Source organism: Mucilaginibacter xinganensis, from assembly GCF_002257585.1.
Lineage (GTDB): Bacteria > Bacteroidota > Bacteroidia > Sphingobacteriales > Sphingobacteriaceae > Mucilaginibacter > Mucilaginibacter xinganensis.
In genome coordinates this window covers 854,461-870,135 of the sequence record NZ_CP022743.1, presented here as the reverse complement: position 1 = coordinate 870,135, position 15,675 = coordinate 854,461, and the positions used below count along the sequence as shown (strand labels likewise).

General features: G+C 44.8%; 15 protein-coding genes. 9 read left to right on the top strand and 6 right to left on the bottom strand.

Annotated features, from left to right (window positions below):
• Positions 1 to 83: 83 nt before the first annotated feature.
• Positions 84 to 992 (bottom strand): cyanophycinase, encoded by a 909-nt coding sequence (locus MuYL_RS03810; protein WP_094569265.1) that lies wholly within the window; start codon positions 990 to 992, stop codon positions 84 to 86.
• Between the two features lie 192 nt (positions 993 to 1,184).
• Here MuYL_RS03810 and cphA point away from each other — a divergent pair, with 192 nt between their 5' ends.
• Together cphA and MuYL_RS03800 are read left to right on the top strand one after the other, a co-directional pair.
• Positions 1,185 to 3,812: a cyanophycin synthetase gene (cphA, locus tag MuYL_RS03805; RefSeq protein WP_094569264.1), complete on the top strand. Its 2,628-nt coding sequence runs from the start codon at positions 1,185 to 1,187 to the stop codon at positions 3,810 to 3,812.
• Between the two features lie 140 nt (positions 3,813 to 3,952).
• Entirely contained in the window at positions 3,953 to 4,735 is a 783-nt protein-coding gene (locus MuYL_RS03800) for a PI-PLC domain-containing protein (protein WP_094569263.1), read from the top strand.
• A gap of 542 nt (positions 4,736 to 5,277) precedes the next feature.
• Here MuYL_RS03800 and MuYL_RS03790 read toward each other — a convergent pair.
• The gene (locus MuYL_RS03790; protein ID WP_094569261.1) at positions 5,278 to 5,541 is read right to left on the bottom strand and encodes a hypothetical protein; all 264 of its coding nucleotides are present in this window, start codon (positions 5,539 to 5,541) and stop codon (positions 5,278 to 5,280) included.
• Between the two features lie 147 nt (positions 5,542 to 5,688).
• On the opposite strand from MuYL_RS03790, the gene MuYL_RS03785 reads away from it, so the two are divergent.
• Positions 5,689 to 6,393 (top strand): pseudouridine synthase, encoded by a 705-nt coding sequence (locus MuYL_RS03785; protein WP_094569260.1) that lies wholly within the window; start codon positions 5,689 to 5,691, stop codon positions 6,391 to 6,393.
• Positions 6,394 to 6,752: 359 nt separating this feature from the next.
• Here MuYL_RS03785 and MuYL_RS03780 read toward each other — a convergent pair whose 3' ends face one another.
• From MuYL_RS03780 to MuYL_RS03770, 3 genes are all read right to left on the bottom strand, one after another.
• Entirely contained in the window at positions 6,753 to 7,796 is a 1,044-nt protein-coding gene (locus MuYL_RS03780) for a DUF4097 family beta strand repeat-containing protein (protein WP_157740586.1), read from the bottom strand.
• Positions 7,797 to 7,878: 82 nt separating this feature from the next.
• A complete protein-coding gene (locus MuYL_RS03775; protein ID WP_157740584.1) occupies positions 7,879 to 8,430 on the bottom strand; it encodes a sugar O-acetyltransferase in 552 nt (183 codons plus the stop codon).
• 10 nt (positions 8,431 to 8,440) lie between these two features.
• Positions 8,441 to 9,076 carry a DNA-3-methyladenine glycosylase family protein gene (locus MuYL_RS03770; protein WP_094569258.1) on the bottom strand — a complete coding sequence of 212 codons (636 nt, stop codon included), beginning with the start codon at positions 9,074 to 9,076 and terminating at the stop codon, positions 8,441 to 8,443.
• A 63-nt stretch (positions 9,077 to 9,139) separates the two neighbouring features.
• On the opposite strand from MuYL_RS03770, the gene MuYL_RS03765 reads away from it, so the two are divergent.
• The 6 genes from MuYL_RS03765 (at position 9,140) to MuYL_RS03740 (ending at position 14,351) form a co-directional block, all read left to right on the top strand.
• Positions 9,140 to 10,420, top strand: a complete 1,281-nt coding sequence (locus MuYL_RS03765; protein WP_094569257.1) for a replication-associated recombination protein A — start codon at positions 9,140 to 9,142, stop codon at positions 10,418 to 10,420.
• Positions 10,421 to 10,517: 97 nt separating this feature from the next.
• On the top strand, positions 10,518 to 11,996 hold the full coding sequence (locus tag MuYL_RS03760) for a DUF5687 family protein (protein WP_094569256.1): 1,479 nt from the start codon (positions 10,518 to 10,520) through the stop codon (positions 11,994 to 11,996).
• Between the two features lies 1 nt (position 11,997).
• Positions 11,998 to 12,741, top strand: coding sequence for an ABC transporter ATP-binding protein (locus MuYL_RS03755; RefSeq protein WP_094572840.1), 744 nt, complete (start codon positions 11,998 to 12,000; stop codon positions 12,739 to 12,741).
• Positions 12,742 to 12,784: 43 nt separating this feature from the next.
• Positions 12,785 to 13,279 (top strand): GNAT family N-acetyltransferase, encoded by a 495-nt coding sequence (locus MuYL_RS03750; protein ID WP_094569255.1) that lies wholly within the window; start codon positions 12,785 to 12,787, stop codon positions 13,277 to 13,279.
• Positions 13,280 to 13,308: 29 nt separating this feature from the next.
• A complete protein-coding gene (locus tag MuYL_RS03745) occupies positions 13,309 to 13,860 on the top strand; it encodes a hypothetical protein (protein WP_094569254.1) in 552 nt (183 codons plus the stop codon).
• Positions 13,861 to 13,919: 59 nt separating this feature from the next.
• Positions 13,920 to 14,351 (top strand): DUF1801 domain-containing protein, encoded by a 432-nt coding sequence (locus MuYL_RS03740; RefSeq protein ID WP_094569253.1) that lies wholly within the window; start codon positions 13,920 to 13,922, stop codon positions 14,349 to 14,351.
• A gap of 81 nt (positions 14,352 to 14,432) precedes the next feature.
• On the opposite strand, the gene MuYL_RS03735 is transcribed toward MuYL_RS03740, so the two are convergent.
• A complete protein-coding gene (locus MuYL_RS03735; protein WP_094569252.1) occupies positions 14,433 to 15,659 on the bottom strand; it encodes a transglutaminase-like domain-containing protein in 1,227 nt (408 codons plus the stop codon).
• Positions 15,660 to 15,675 lie beyond the last annotated feature (16 nt).

The following is a 15,675-nucleotide window of genomic DNA, read 5'->3' as shown; positions in this document are numbered from 1 at the left end:
TGAAGTCCGAAAGTATTAGCGTCTGAAAAGTCCGGAAGGAAAATAAGGCACTTCCGCTAACCTCCAATCACTAATCTTCAGACTTAGCTTCCCGGTGCGGTAACCACCACCCCTTCTTCGGCTTTAGTTGCTTTCTTTATCAGCAGCTGGCTTTGTGCCAGGTCATATTTATCAAATATAGACATTACGCTTACGCGCATATTTTTTATGGATACGGGCGAGCCCATTTCAACATCATAAATATTGGTTTCGGCCATTTTGCGCCCGTTAACCAAAATTGTTAATCCCGATCCGATGGCTTCCATCATGGTGCCTTCGGTTATCAGCAGGCCGGCATCTTCACCCAGCCCTATCCCAAGCATGCCCGGGTTACTGGCCACGGCGTACAATAACCTGCCGATGCGGCCACGCTGCACAAAATGGGTATCAATTATTACAGAGTCAATAAAGCCCAGTCCTGCTGTTATCTGCACCTCGCCCTTGATCAGCGCTTTGCTGCTTTGGCCGCGGTAGATCATATTGGTTGATGCTGCCGCTGCGCCTGCCGATGTGCCGGCTATTACAAAATGCTCATGCTCGTAGCGGTTCTTCATGATCTGCAAAAACTCAGTTCCGCCAAAAATGGAGCTCAGCCGTAACTGGTCGCCGCCGCTAAACATCACTACATCGCATTTGCGGATGCGTTCCAGATATTCCGGGTTGGAGGCGTCCTCCCGCGTGCGGATATCCATTACGCCGATGGGATTGGCGAGCAGGTAATTAAAAGCTTCGGTATATTCTTCGCCAACCAGTTCAGGAATTTGCGAAGCCGTGGTAATTACTTCAACCTTTGATGCCGACTGCCTGGCTGATTCGGTGATGATCCGCTTCAGGATCCCCTGTTCAAAAAACTTTAAGTGATCAGGCTTTAAGATCTCTTCCTGGGCACCTAAATTGGTGTTCATATCAACGGCACCGCCAATAATTATCAGTTTACCTTTCGGGACAGTCATTTTTTATTAATTTAAATAAGCACTCACGTATTCAACTAACCAGCTGCAACAATATACAAATTAAAATAAAAACCACCATAAAGGTTAGCTGTTGCAAATAATAATGCCTTTTTTACCCTTAAAATTTTATTACACACTTAAGTTTTTTAGTTTTAGAACAAATTACCCCTTTACGAACGTTTTACCATCACTATGAAGATAGAAAATATACAAGTATTGCGCGGACCCAACATTTGGAGTGTTAGCCGTAAAAAATTGATCCAGATGAGGCTGAACCTCGAAGACCTGGAGAACAGGCCAACAAACACTATTGACGGGTTTTATGAACGACTTGAAAATTTAATGCCATCGTTGTATAGCCACCGTTGCTCACCGGGTGTTCCGGGTGGTTTTTTTCAGCGGATCCAGGCCGGTACATGGATGGGGCACGTTATTGAGCATATTGCCCTGGAGATCCAGACCCTGGCCGGCATGGAGACCGGATTTGGCCGTACCCGCGAGACTAAAACACCGGGTATTTACAACGTGGTTTTTACTTATCTTGAAGAAAAAGTGGGCATTTTTGCTGCCGAAGCATCGGTAAAAATTGCAGAAGCTTTGATAAACGGCGACGAGTATGACCTGGAACACGACATTCAGAAAATGCGCGAAATCCGCGAAAACACCCGCCTGGGGCCAAGCACCGGTTCAATAGTTGAAGAGGCCATTGCAAGGGATATCCCCTGGATCAGGCTAAACAACCAGTCGCTGGTGCAATTGGGTTACGGCAAAAACCAGGTACGCTTTCGCGCTACCATGACCGAGAAAACCAGCAGTATTGCCGTTGATATTGCAAGCAATAAAGATGAAACCAAGCGCTTGCTTATGGAGCAGGCTATTCCGGTTGCCAAAGGCATCACCATATCAACAATTGAAGGTGTGGACGAGGCCATACGCAAGGTGGGCTTCCCGCTGGTATTTAAGCCGCTTGACGGCAACCATGGCCGCGGCATCTCTATCAACATAAAAACACACGAAGAGGCTGTTGAAGCTTATGAACACGCTGCCCGCATCTCGCGCAAGGTAATAGTTGAACGTTTTGTTACCGGGTACGATTTCAGGGTGCTGGTGATTGACAATAAAATGGTTGCTGCCGCACTGCGCGACCCGGCCCATGTGAAGGGCGACGGCGTTTCGACCATACAGCAACTGATTGATAAGGAAAACGAAGATCCGCGCCGCGGTTACGGACACGAGAACGTGCTGACCCTGATCTCGATTGACCGCGACACGCTGGACCTGCTCGAGAAAAAAGGATATACGCTTGATACCGTCCCGAAAAAAGGCGAGAAGGTGTTTGTAAAATCAACCGCCAACCTGAGCACCGGCGGTACTTCTGTTGATGTAACGGACCATGTACACCCGCAAAACATTTTCATCTGCGAAAGGATCTCCAAGATCATCGGCCTTGATATTTGCGGCATTGATATAATGGCCGAAAACCTTACTGAACCGCTTACCGAAAATGGCGGCGTAGTGCTGGAGGTAAACGCAGCGCCGGGTTTCCGCATGCACATTGCACCAAGCGAGGGCCTGCCGCGCAACGTTGCCGGCCATGTAATAGACATGCTGTACCCCCCGGGAAAATCAGCAAGGATCCCTATTATAGCAATAACCGGCACCAACGGCAAAACCACCACCACCCGCCTGATAGCCCATATCGTAAAAAATAACGGCTTCAGGGTTGGCTTCACCACATCTGACGGCATTTACGTGCAAAACCATATGATGCTTAAAGGCGATACCACCGGCCCGGTGAGTTCGGAGTTTATTTTGAAGGACCCAACGGTTGATTTTGCCGTGCTTGAAACTGCAAGGGGCGGCATCTTACGTTCGGGCCTGGGCTTCGGCTTTTGCGATATCGGCGTGGTAACCAATATCCAGGAGGACCACCTGGGCCTGCAGGATATCCATACGCTTGATGATTTAACCCGCGTAAAAAATGTAGTGGTTGATGCTATAAAGAAAGATGGCTGGGCTGTATTAAATGCCGATAATGAATACTGTGTGCGCATGGGTAAAAACGCGCATTGCAAGGTGGCCTATTTCAGCCTGCACGAAAACAATCCGATCGTTAAATCGCACTGCAAAAAAGGCGGGATAGCCTGTATTTATGAAAACGGCTTCATCACCATACAAAAAGGCGACTGGAAGATCCGTGTGCAACGCACCACACTTATCCCGGTTACTTTTGGCGGTACCGTTCCGTTTATGATTGAGAATGTACTGGCCGCCACGCTGGCTACCTTCCTGTACGATTTTAAGACCGAAGACATCAAGATCTCGCTGGAAACCTTTATCCCGTCGGCGGCGCAAACACCGGGCAGAATGAATATCTTTAATTTCAGGGATTTCCGCTTCATGATCGACTTTGCGCACAACCCGGCAGGCTTTAAAGGGATCAAGGCGTTCCTGGATCACATCGACTCTCCGTTAAAAATAGGCATCATTGCGGGCACCGGCGACAGGCGCGACGAAGATATCCGCGAGCTGGGCAAACTATCGGCAGAGATGTTTGATTATATCATCATCCGCCAGGAAAAACACCTGCGCGGCCGCACTGCCGAAAATATTGTTGGTTTACTGGTTGAAGGGATCGACTCGGTTGATAAAGAGAAAAAATATGAAGTGGTGCCCAATGAAATTGACGCGATTAAACATTCCATGAGCCTTGCCCGCCCCGGTACATTTATAGTGGCGCTAAGCGATGTAATTGATAACGCCATTGAAACCGTACAAAATTACCAGGAACAGGAAAGAAATGGCACGTTTAATATGTAGGGATTTGCACATATAATCCCGTCATGCTGAATTTTTTTCGGTACCCCATACGCTAAGTGTACGCTGTGCATGCGGAAATGTCCTGTGGGTTGCCGAAATAAATTCGGCATGACATATGGGGCAATAAATTTGATAAAAACATGAACAAACTAAAATCTATCCTATCCCTAATCGCATTATCTTTTGCTTTATCATCCTGCCTTACCTCAAACAAAGATTACACCCCGGCAGATGCCCATTCGCACAACGATTATAAAAACAGCATCCCGTTTTACAGGGCTTATGATGCGGGTTTTGGATCGATAGAGGCGGATGTGTTTGCTGTTAACGGGCAGTTGCTGGTGGCACATAGTGAAAAGGAAATTACGCCAAGCCGGTCGCTTAAGCGGTTGTATTTAGACCCTTTGATTGCGAAGTTTAAACGCGATACCACCCGGAAGCTCAGGCTGCTCATCGAAATAAAAAAAGACTACACCATTACCCTGCCGCTGGTGATTGAAGAGCTTAAGCCGCTTAGCCAATATTTGGATTATCCGGGCCACACAGGCAGGCTCTCCATCGTGATGACGGGGGCCGTTCCGCCGGGCGAGGTAATGTTGAATTATCCTGCATGGTTAAATTTTGACGTTGGCCACGTTGGTGGTTTTACCCCGCAGCAACTTACAAAAATAGGGTTGATCAGTGTACCGTTCAGTCATTTTTCTACCTGGAATGGCGAAAGGGACATCAGTCAGCCGGATGTTGACCGCCTGAGAAGCATTATAGACAGCGCCCACGCCGTTGGCAAAAAGATCCGTTTTTGGGATACACCCGATAACCCGGCCTGCTGGAAAGAACTGATCCGGCTGCATTCAGACGTTATCGGAACAGACAAGATCAATGAACTGGCCATTTACCTTAATAATAAGGCATACCTGGAATAGCAGTTTGTTTCACCCTGTTTCAGCATGTTCGGCACAAATAGCGAACGGAACAGGATATTGGAATTTAAAATAAATCAGCTGCTGTTTCACATTTGTTTCAGCATGTTCGGCACAAATATCGAACGGAACAGCACCATATCATCACTTATAACAACGTTATTTAATTCAGACTCAAATTGGGTATCAACCTTATTTAATTAAGATCCCGGGAAATAGAAACTTAAAAAGAGTTGGCATATTTTTGATGGCCGTTTCATTAGTATGGGCTTTCTTAATCTTAGTGATATATTCTGATAGCATGATTAGTAGCACCGGTACAATAGCAAATACCGTCTTTTGCTTGGTATTATTTAGTATAAGTATTTGTTTAATTATCAGGTAAAAAAGTAAAGGCATCGTTGTAACCTCCACCGGCTGATCTGCTTATAAGGTCTTCACTCTACTATATAATATATAATAAGTAAAGATACAGAAAGACTAACAACCATGTTCCGTTCGCTATTTGTGCCGAACACCGCGAAACAAGGTGAAACAAGTTTTCTCTAGCGGTCAGCCTCTGCGACATGTGCTTTTCGCAGTCTTTGTAAGTAAACAAGCAAGCCAATTGGTACAACAAGGTATATAATGCTGTCATTTAACCAATGCCCTATAGTTTGATAAGTATGTCCTGGAATAAATGCCGGGGAAAGATAAATATCAAACGGGAAGTACAACAGCAATACAATACTCAGTATGGTGATAAACCTTCTGTATTTAAAAAAATAAACTTCTATTGAGGTGCCGTTTGCTTGTTGGTATTTTGTCATTATTAACTGTAAGGTTCATCCAATATACCTTATTCCAATTACTGCCACAAGCACAGTGAGCCTTTTGTAATTGCTGTTGTTTCGTTCGCTATTTGTACCGAACACCCCGAAACAAGGTGAAACAAGTTTTATTTACCTTTGCCCGATATGCCCTTACTTAAGATCCTGTTTCATGATGAACACCTGGTAGCCATCAACAAGCCGCATGGCCTGCTGGTACACCGTTCGTCCATTGCCAACGATGCCACCGAGTTTGCCCTGCAAATGCTGCGCGACCAACTGAACAGGCACGTGTTCCCGGCACACCGGCTGGACAGGAAAACAGGCGGCGTACTTTTATTTGCCCTTAGTAAAGATGCAGAGAAACTGATGCAGCAGCAGTTTTCTGATAACCGGGTTAATAAAAAATACCTGGCCATAGTGAGGGGACATACCCCAGATACCGAAGAGATAAATTACCCGCTGCGCAAAGAGAACGGCACTTTACAGGAAGCCTTTACCAAATATAAAACCCTTGCCCGTGCCGAGCTGGATGTGCCGCTGGGGAGCCATCCTACTTCGCGCTATTCGCTGGTGGAGGCAAATCCCGAAAGCGGCCGCATGCACCAGCTGCGCAAGCACTTCGCCCATGTATTTCACCCCATAATTGGCGACCGTACCCACGGCTGCAACAAACAAAACAAATTATTTAAAGAGCGCTGGGAACTGGATACCATGCTGCTGCATGCCTCACAGCTGGCATTTACGCACCCGGTTACGCAGCAGCCTGTACATATTGAAGCCCCCTTACAGGATGAGTTTTTAAGGGTGATGAAGATTATGGGCTGGGGTTTAAATGATTTGGCGTCCTGAATTCCGCCGGCTAAAGCGTCTGGCAGATGTTATCAAATCATCGTAATTCGAGTTTAGGCTTTGACGCTGTGTTGTTAAATGGCGGAATATTTAGCGACATTGCAAGCGATTTTGTAAATAAAAATATGAAAAATGCTGATTATCAGAAAGTTAAATATTTATCATTTATTTAAAATAAGTAAATAATTGATAATCAGCATGTTTCACTTTGTTCCGGGTGTTCCGTGTGCAAAAATGGAACACCGGAACGCTTGCGGTACTCTCAAATCGAATGCTTTTAATCCAAAAGTAACGCAAAAGGCACCGAAATAAATCCGGTGCCTCTTCAAATTTTGTTTCCTGGTTGTTAATGCCGGCTGCTAATTAAACCTCACATTTAAATTACCGCTGCCTGCGCTTGCCTCAACAGGGATGCCGCCACCGTTTACACTGCCGTTAATGCGGTTTTTACCCCATTCGCCTGTGAAGCCGCTTATTTTTGATGGCCGCTGACTTACGCTTTCGCCCCGTAAAGAAAGATCCAGCCCTTGTTTTAATGGCAGGCTCAGGTTAACATCGCCTGAGCTGGCCGTAAGCTTAACGTATTTACCGGCCTGTTTCATTTCCACATCCAGGTTGCCTGCACTGGTACTGGCATCCAGGCTGCAGCTCATGCCTTTAAGATCAATGCCGCCGCCGGATGTACCGGTTACCAACTCGCCTTCAACGTTTCTGCCTTCAACCCCGCCGCCGCTGGTGTGCGCAACAATATTGCCCTTTAAATTAGCCAGTTCAATGCCGCCGCCGCTGGTAATCAGCTTCATTTTACCGGTACAGTTTTTTGCTACTATGCCGCCACCGCTGGTGCTCAGGTCAATATCTTCGCTTGAATTAGAAACTTCAATCCCGCCGCCCGATGTTCTGCCCCGGATCACGCCGCTCAATTTATCAATTACCAAACCACCGCCGCTGGTTGAAAAAGTTTCATTCCCTTTTAAATTATCCAGCACAATGCCACCGCCGCTGGTTTTTAAATTGGTAGCAACCTGTTGCGGAACAAATATTTTAAATGAAATACTCAGGGACTGTGTCCAGTTCGAAAAGTTGTGTTTGGTTTTTACGGTAGCGCTCAGTTCGTGCCCGTTCACCGCAATGTTCATGTCGTAGTCTCTCGCAAGGCGTTTTTGAATTTCCTCTTTTGAGAGCTCCCTGCCATTATTACCCCTGATATAAACCTCTACCCTTGGCGCTTCGCCGGGCCGGCCGCTAACATTTATACCGCCTGCCGAGGTGCTAACCATAACGCTGCTGATGGCATCGTTAGCTAATGATTTGGTTGAATAAGGCGCTTTGCCGTCGTTATCTTGCGCCAACGCTACTACACTTTGACAGGCTACAATAAATAAGGTCAAGTATGTTTTCATGATATTTTATACTGGTTTATCTATCAGACTCTATTTCGTGCCCTCACGTTGCATCCCGGCGCGCATTTATTTTAAACACCGGTTAAATTGCTTTTATAACCTTACAAGGGTTGCCGGCAGCAAAAACCCGCGGCGGAACATCTCGCGTCACTACGCTGCCCGCACCAATTACAGCTTCGTCGCCTATGGTAACACCCGGGCAAACAATTACACCTGCACCAATCCAGACCCTGTTGCCAATGGTAATGGGTTTGCCCAGTTCCGTTCCCGAAAAATTACGTTCTTCCGGGTCAAGGCTATGGGTGGCGGCCAGTAACTGCACTTTTGGCCCGCACATAACATTATCTCCTATGGTTACCGGAGCAACATCGAGTATCACACAATCAAAGTTCATGTAAAAGTCTTTACCGGTTTTAATGTTAAAGCCATAGTCGCAATAAAATGGGGGCTCTATCCAGCTTCCTTTACCTGTTTCGCCTAAAATGCCGGCCAACATAGCCGAAATGGTTTCTGTTACGTATCCGGCGCTGTTGTACGCTGCCAGTTTAACCCTCACATCGCGGCGCAGCGCCACCAGTTCAGGGTTGTTGGCGTTATATGGCAAGCCGGCTATCATTTTTTCTTTCTCTGTCATACCTGTTTAACTATTGGATTTTGTTTTTTGGTGCCGATAAGTAGTAGTGCCACAGCAGCATGGCGGCAATGGTTCGGTAGGGCTGCCATTGCATCGTTATTGCCATTATTTGCTCCCTGGTGACAGTTGCCGGCAAATTTTTAATTTTTTTGAGGGCGTTTACTGCTGCAAGGTCGCCAATAGGGAAAATGTCCGGATGCTGCAAAACAAACATCAGGTAAACGTCAGCAGTCCAGTTGCCGATACCTTTAAGGGCCACTAATTTTGCACGTACCTGTTCATCCGGCAGTTCTTCCATTTCGGCTAGCCTGAGCTGCCCGCTCAATAAAGCTTCGGCAAGATATTTAATATACCCGCTCTTTTGGCGGCTTACATAACAGGCCCTCATTTCTTCGCCGGTGAGCAACAAAAGCCGGGCAGGTGTAAGTTCCTGTAAACGTTCTTTCAGTTTCTTTAAGGCTGATAAAGCCGATGCCAGCGAAACCTGCTGTTCCAAAATAATGTGTACCAAAGTTTCAAATGTGTTGGGTCTCCACCAAAACGGCGGATAGCTATGGGCGCGGATAATTGCTGCCAGGTCAGGATCGGCAGCGGCAAGGCCATCGCAAATGGACTGATAATTTTCTTTGGTAAACTTATCGGGCATATTGTTGTTTTAAAATTACTAATTTTCTTAGGATTTAGCATTTACTTTTCTGAATTTTACTACATGAACAATTTGCCCCCATTAGCCGAGCGTATGCGCCCAAAAAACCTGGATGATTATGTGGGGCAAAAACATTTGGTCGGCCATGGTGCCGTGTTACGAAAGGCTATTGCATCAGGCGCTTTGCCATCGATGATCTTCTGGGGCCCCCCAGGTGTAGGGAAAACAACCCTGGCGTATATCATTTCACAAACCCTCGACCGGCCTTTTTTTGCCTTGAGCGCCATTAACTCGGGCGTTAAGGATGTGCGCGAAGTAATTGAAAAAGCATCGTTGTTAAAAGCTGAAGGCTTGGTGCTGCCGGTGTTGTTTATTGATGAGATCCACCGGTTCTCCAAATCGCAGCAAGATTCCCTGCTGGGTGCGGTTGAGCGGGGCATAGTAACCCTTATTGGCGCAACCACAGAAAACCCTTCATTCGAGGTGATCTCGGCTTTGCTGTCGCGCTGCCAGGTTTATATCCTGCAGCCTTTAGACGAGTATGATTTGATGAGCCTGCTTGACAAAGCGATGCGGGAGGACGTGGTGCTGGAAAAGAAAGTCATCATTGTTAAAGAGAACGAAGCACTGCTCCGTCTTTCCGGTGGTGACGCCCGCAAGCTGCTCAATATTTTTGAACTGCTGGTAAATGCTTTCGACAGCAAAAAGATCACCTTAACTAATAAGAATATACTGGAGCATGTGCAGCAAAATATGGCGCTGTACGATAAAACAGGCGAACAGCATTACGACATTATTTCGGCCTTCATTAAATCTATGCGCGGCAGCGATCCTAATGGTGCAGTTTATTGGCTGGCAAGGATGATAGTAGGCGGCGAGGACCCGTTGTTTATTGCCCGGCGCATGCTGATCCTGGCATCAGAAGATATAGGCAATGCCAATCCCAATGCGCTGCTGCTGGCACAAAGCTGTTTTGAGGCGGTAAATAAAATAGGCATGCCCGAATCGCAATTGATCCTGTCGCAAACGGCCATCTACCTGGCAACATCGGCAAAAAGTAATTCGGCTACCACAGCCATAGGTGCCGCAATAGCCATGGTTAAACAAACCGGCGATCTGCCTGTTCCGCTGCACCTGCGCAATGCACCAACCAAACTGATGAAAAATATAGGCTACGGTAAAGACTATAAATACGCCCACAGCTACGAAGGCAACTTTACCGAGCTCGACTTTTTGCCGGACGCCATTAAAGGCACTAAACTTTATAATCCCGGTAACAATGCCCGCGAAAATGAATCAAAAGAGAAGTTAAAAAAACTTTGGGGCGAGCGGTATAAGTATTGAACCTCCCGTACTTAACGAGAAGTAATAACGTGTAAGTAATAGGTTAAAACGCAATTTTTAACTATTATTACCTCTGCAATTATTTTATAAAGCGTAAATGATATCAACTTTCTTCAGGCACGAGCTAAAAGCTTTCTGGCGATCAAAAAATACCGGCAAAAGCATTGCGATACGGGTAGTAATGGGCCTATTAATTTTATACCTGTTTATTAACGTACTGGTGATGGGCTTTTTCCTGGATAAATTCCTGGAAAAAGCATTCCCTCATGATGACCTGGTGATGTCATTTTGCGGCATCCTGCTTTTTTATTTTTTGTTTGATCTTTTTGCACGCTTACAATTTCAGGAACTGCCTACCCTGCGCGTTCAGCCTTATCTACAGCTACCTGTAAAACGGAATTCGCTGGTGCGTTACCTGGCATTTACCTCGCTGCTTTCGGTATTTAATCTTTGGCCGTTTGTGCTTTTTGCACCCTTTATTGTAAAGATCATAGCAACAGATTCGGGTGCGGTGGTTGCGCTGGCCTTTTTTATATCGCTGGCCGGACTCACCATATTTAACAATTACCTGGCTTTATACCTGAAACGTAAAGCCAATTTAAACGGGTGGATCTTTTTAGCCGCCGCAGCAGTAATTATACTCATTGGGTTATCTGATTTTTTATGGCACCTGATCTCGATCCGTAAGTTTTCATTTTTATTCTTTGGCAACGTAATTACACATCCCGCGCTGGCTGTTGCTCCTGTTTTACTTGGCACGGTAATGTATTACCTTAACTTTCTGTATTTAAAGGAGAACCTGTACCTGGAAGAACTGGGCTCGCGCAAAGCTGCAAAATACAAAAGCAGTACAGAGTACCCGCTGCTCAGCCGTTTCGGCAGTGTTGGCGACCTGGCCGCTAATGAATTTAAATTGATATTCCGCAATAAGCGCTCCCGATCGGCCTTTATTATGGGGCTTTTTATTATGTTTTACGGGTTAATATTTTACACTAACCCTAAAATGAACAGCGAAAGCCTCAGCGTATTTGTAAGCATGTTTATGACGGGCATCTTCGTTATCAACTACGGTCAGTTTATGTACAGCTGGCAGGCGTCGCACTTTGATGGGTTGCTGGTTAGCAAGGTTAAGTTTGCTGATTTTGTTAGGGCCAAATATTTAATGTTCACTATTATATCCACATTTTTTTTACTGTTAACTACGCCTTACGCTTATTTTGGCTGGAAGATCCTGGTTATTGAGGTGATTATGTATTTATGGAATATCGGCGTAAACACAACCCTGGTGCTGTTTTTTGCCAACCGCAATTATAAGCGGATCGACCTATCGAAAGGTGCAGCCTTTAACTGGGAAGGCGTAAGCGGTAACCAATGGATCCTGTCGTTTCCGCTGTTGATTGCCCCATATGTTTTTTACGGCCCGTTTGCGCTGCTGCACCACGAAAATGCCGGACTGGCCTTATTAGCCGTAATTAGCCTGGTATTTATATTTACACGCAGCTTTTGGATAAAGAAACTGGAAACCGATTTTTACACCAAACGATACACCATTGCTGAAGGGTTCAGAAATAAATAATATGATTGAAATTAAAAACCTTAAGAAAATATATAACGGCGTAACCGTTGTAAATATCCCAGGCGTTGCAATAGCAACGGGCGAAAGCGTTGGCCTGGTAGGCAATAACGGCGCAGGGAAAACTACCTTGTTCCGCATGATGCTTGATCTTATCCGTCCCGAAACCGGGCAGGTTTTGATGAAGGGGGAACCAGTTGCCGGAAACGAGGACTGGAAAAACTTTACCGCATCGTACCTTGATGAGGGCTTTTTGATAGACTATCTTACCCCCGAAGAATATTTTTATTTTATTGGCGGCCTGCACCAGCAAAGCCGGGCGCATGTTGACGACTTTATGGCAGGCCTTACCGATTTTTTTAACGGCGAGATCCTGAAAAAAGGGAAATACATCCGCGATCTTTCAAAAGGCAACCAGTGTAAAGTTGGTGTCGCGTCGTGCCTGTTGCAAAGCCCCCAATTGCTGATGCTGGATGAGCCTTTTGCCAATATTGACCCCAGCACACAGTTCAGGCTAAAAAGCATTGTGAAGGACCTCAACAAAAACAAAGGTGTAACAACGCTGATTTCCAGTCATGATCTTAATCATATTACCGATGTGTGCGACCGCATCTTATTAATGGAGAAAGGCGTGATCATTAAAGATATTGCAACCAGTTCATCCACCTTAAATGAGCTGCAGGAATATTTCGGGGTTGGGCAAACTGCAGCAACCCATATAAAAGTTGACGAAGAAGAAAATCATTAATACCGTAGAGAGGCGAAGCATTATGTCGCTATTATTGTGAAATATGTACACTATCCGGAAAGCAACATTAAACGATGTTGAAACCATTATAGATATTGCAGAAAAAACCTGGTGGCCCTCTTATTCGCCTATATTAGAAAAAGAGCAGATCAGCTTTATGCTGGGTGAGATCTATTCCGTTGCAAAGATCAAATTGCAAATAGACAATAGCTCGCAAATCTATTTGTTACTGTTGGAAGATGAAAAACCTGTTGCATTTGCGGCATACTCGCCCAGGGAAGAAAATCCTGAAATTTATAAGCTGCACAAGCTTTACTGCCTGCCCGAAACGCAGGGAAAAGGCTACGGCAAGGTGCTGATAAATGCGGTAGCTCATAAAACCATTGAAGCCGGTAAACATATTCTCGATCTGAATGTGAACCGGCACAACAAAGCAAAGAGCTTTTACGAAAAAATGGGCTTTGAAGTGGCTTATGAAGAAGATATTGCCATTGGCCCGTATTGGATGAATGATTATGTGATGCGGAAGGAATTATAATTGTATATTTAACTCATAATGAGCAATCTATGCAAACACTTCGTTCTCCTTTAATTGTTATTGTGATTTTTGCAACTTGCTTTTGCCTCAATGCATCTGCACAGTCATCTGTTGATTGTACAAAATTACTAAAGAAAGAGATCGACCCCGATTCAGCAAGGAATATGGAAAATGATGTTGCTGACCATGCGGATTGCTTTGGTTTGGACAGCATCGGTATTAAGATATTTGCCGACCGCACTACACTGCGCGCGCTCTTGGTAAAAAATGCCTCAGCAAGTACAGGAAAACTTACTTACGCCAATCTTTTATCAGATATTAATAAAGCAAAAAAAGATACCGGCTATTATAACCCTTTGCGTAACCTGGTAATTGCCCAAACTACGCTCGAAGCTACAAAAATATCAGTAGCCTCGTGGGACAGCAGCGTGAAGCTTTTAAAAGTTATCGGAATGCCTGACAGCGAAATGGAAAACTTTCATCAGTTTCTGCTGGAGAAGAAGGATAAAAACTGGAACTACAGACAATTGGTGACCGCCTACCGGATGAAACAAATGGACGCGCCCAAAACTAAAAATTGATATCTTGCCGGTATTAATTGACAGAAGGCAAAGTAAGTAACCATCATTTGATTTTTCGTATGAACGTACAAGAGCAGATCAACGAGTATATTACCAGCCAGCCTGAACCAAAACTTAGCGATATGCAACAGCTGCACCAGCTCATGCTCCAAATTTTACCAGGTTGTAAATTATGGTTCGACAATGGAAAAAACAGCGAAAATAAAACTGTTAGTAACCCTACCATAGGCTATGGATCTTACACCATAAAATATGCTGATGGAAAGACCCGGGATTTTTTTCAAATTGGTTTAAGCGCCAACAAAACCGGGATCTCTGTCTATATCCTGGGTATCAAAGATAAAACTTATTTAGCCCAAACGTTTGGAAAAAAACTGGGAAAGGCTAGCGTGACCGGGTATTGCATCAGGTTCAAAACCCTAAAAGATATCAGCACTGAAATACTTGAAGCGGCAATACGCTATGGGACTCAGGTTACCAACGAAGATTAAGTTTCGAGCTATAAAATCCCCCCCGATATTACAAAGGCAACCCGAAAATCAACCAGGTTGCCTTTATCAATTATCATGATTTTATTCAACATCCGGTTTCTGCCAAAAATATTCCGGGTTATTAGTCGCATACTCGGTCTTGTTCGCCCCGAATTTATTAGTGCTGTTTATGGTGGTAAATTTACCGGGATATAAATTAACATACTGAATAGCCTGTTTGCCCTTCTTTTGGGTTTCCAGGTCCCATTCACTTTTAGCGGCACATCTTATCCAGTATAAGTTTTTCGATATATAATTAAGGTAGGTTTCCTGTGTTTCTTTGTTCTTATGGTTCCAGTTGGCGTCGTCATTCAAAACCAGCGGACTATCATTGATCAATCGCTCCCTCACTTCTTCAATGCTCAAATAGTTTCCCTTGTCGTCTCTCATATATGCGCCAAAAGTAGGGTCCATCCAAATCCATTTATTCACGTTTTTTGACCATACAACGTTAATTACATGGCAGTCAAAATCTGCTGTATCTTTGGGCATACAGGTCACCAGCCTTGCTTTAAAACCTTCGGCCTGGTAAGCATCTTTTAAAATGGTTGCCATCATGCGGCAGTTTAAGCCACGGTCATCCTTTTTACAAACAGCTATCAGGTCAATCGCATTTTTTGATGGCGGGTTATTTGAATTGCCATCATGCCTTACCGCATCATGTACCCAATAAAGCAGGTTTTTAATTTTGCTGATCTCATCACCGTTACCACTTACTGAGTCAAGGTTAAATTTGGTTTTAAAGTTAACCAGCTCAGGAGCGCTGGCAGCTTGATAAGTGAATACGGGCAGATCAGCTTTTTCCTTGTTATAAGGACCGGCTTTTTTTAGCACATAGTTATAGTCTCCTTTTTCTCTTAGCTGATTTAATACTGCCTTAAACTGCTCATCATCGCGCAGGCTGTTCAAATCGCCATCTGTTTTTGCCAGCGTATAATTCGAAAACCCTGTCTTATAAGCCTTTTCAAAACAGGTGATGGCTTTATTTTTTTCACCATTCATTGAAGTGTAACAAGCCAGGTTATAGTACATGCCCGGCAAATAGCCTGGGTTGTTTTGTTTAAAAGCGGGCGACAGCTTATCATACCTGTCAAACCACTCGTTAGCCAGCGAAATAGATTTAGGATAATCTTTTAAAGCATAGGCGGCATGCATACTGCTATCTGTTTTAATATAATAGGCATTAAAATCTGCTGCTTCTTTACTCTCCTGTGCATCAGCGAAAAGGGTCACTAAGCAAATACCGCATATTAATAATAGTTTTTTCATTGTTTTTATTTTTTGT